This is a genomic window from Butyrivibrio sp. INlla16, assembly GCF_900104155.1.
In the GTDB taxonomy this organism is placed as follows: domain Bacteria; phylum Bacillota; class Clostridia; order Lachnospirales; family Lachnospiraceae; genus Butyrivibrio.
Window position 1 is genome coordinate 1 of the sequence record NZ_FMYB01000131.1, and the last position, 1,576, is coordinate 1,576.

Consider the following 1,576-nt stretch of genomic DNA (forward strand, 5'->3'; position numbering starts at 1 on the left):
TTTTTGGACAAGCCCTCGACCTATTAGTACACATCAGCTGAACATGTTACCATGCTTACACCTTGTGCCTATCTACCTCATAGTCTCTAAGGGGTCTTACTGCCGAAGCAGGGATATCTCATCTTGAGGGGGGCTTCACGCTTAGATGCCTTCAGCGTTTATCCCTTCCGGACTTGGCTACCCAGCCTTATGCATCTGGCGATGCAGCTGATACACCAGCGGTCCGTCCATCCCGGTCCTCTCGTACTAAGGACAGCTCCTCTCAGATATCCTACGCCCGCGCCGGATAGGGACCGAACTGTCTCACGACGTTCTGAACCCAGCTCGCGTACCGCTTTAATGGGCGAACAGCCCAACCCTTGGGACCTGCTACAGCCCCAGGATGCGATGAGCCGACATCGAGGTGCCAAACCACTCCGTCGATGTGAACTCTTGGGAGTGATAAGCCTGTTATCCCCAGGGTAGCTTTTATCCGTTGAGCGATGGCAATCCCACTTTCATGCCACCGGATCACTAAGTCCTACTTTCGTATCTGTTCCACCCGTCGGTGTCACAGTCAGGCTCCCTTATGCCTTTGCACTCTCCGAATGGTTTCCGTCCATTCTGAAGGAACCTTTGAGCGCCTCCGATACCCTTTCGGAGGCGACCGCCCCAGTCAAACTCCCCGGCAGACATTGTCCCCGGACCGGTTTCACGGTCCTTGGTTAGAAACCCAGTACTATAAGGGTGGTATCCCAACAGCGACTCCATTGCAACTGACGTCACAACTTCAGTGTCTCCCACCTATCCTGTACATACAGTACCGAATCCCAGTATCAACCTGGAGTAAAGCTCCATGGGGTCTTTCCGTCCTGGCGCGGGTAACCAGCATCTTCACTGGTACTTCAATTTCACCGGGTGCATTGCCGAGACAGTGCTCAAATCATTACGCCTTTCGTGCGGGTCGGAACTTACCCGACAAGGAATTTCGCTACCTTAGGACCGTTATAGTTACGGCCGCCGTTTACTGGGGCTTAAATTCAAAGCTTCGCTTGCGCTAACCTCTCCTCTTAACCTTCCAGCACCGGGCAGGCGTCAGCCCATATACCTCACCTTTCGGTTTCGCATAGACCTGTGTTTTTGCTAAACAGTTGCTTGAGCCTCTTCTCTGCGGCCTGCTCTCGCAGGCTCCCCTTATCCCGAAGTTACGGGGACATTTTGCCGAGTTCCTTAACAATGCTTCTCCCGCCGGCCTTAGGATTCTCTCCTCATCCACCTGTGTCGGTTTACGGTACGGGCTTGTGCTACGCAATAGCGGCTTTTCTTGGCAGTACGTCCATGTGCTTCGCTACTTTCAGTTCGCTCCCCCTTGCGGGACCGGTCTTTCCTTTCCCGGCTCACACTTTTGTCCTGCGTCCCCGCAGTTCTGATAACACAAGGTGCAGGAATATCAACCTGCTGTCCATCGACTACGCCTTCAGGCCTCGCCTTAGGTCCCGACTTCCCCAGGGCAGATCAGCTTTACCCTGGAATCCTTGGATATTCGGCCTGGAGGATTCTCACCTCCATCTCGCTACTCATTCCGGCATTCTCTCTT

Annotated in this window: 1 rRNA gene; it reads right to left on the reverse strand. The window is 53.8% G+C overall.

The annotated features are described in order from the left end of the window. Positions 1 to 3 precede the first annotated feature (3 nt). Positions 4 to 1,576 (reverse strand): 23S ribosomal RNA (locus BLR42_RS22270); the annotation flags it as partial.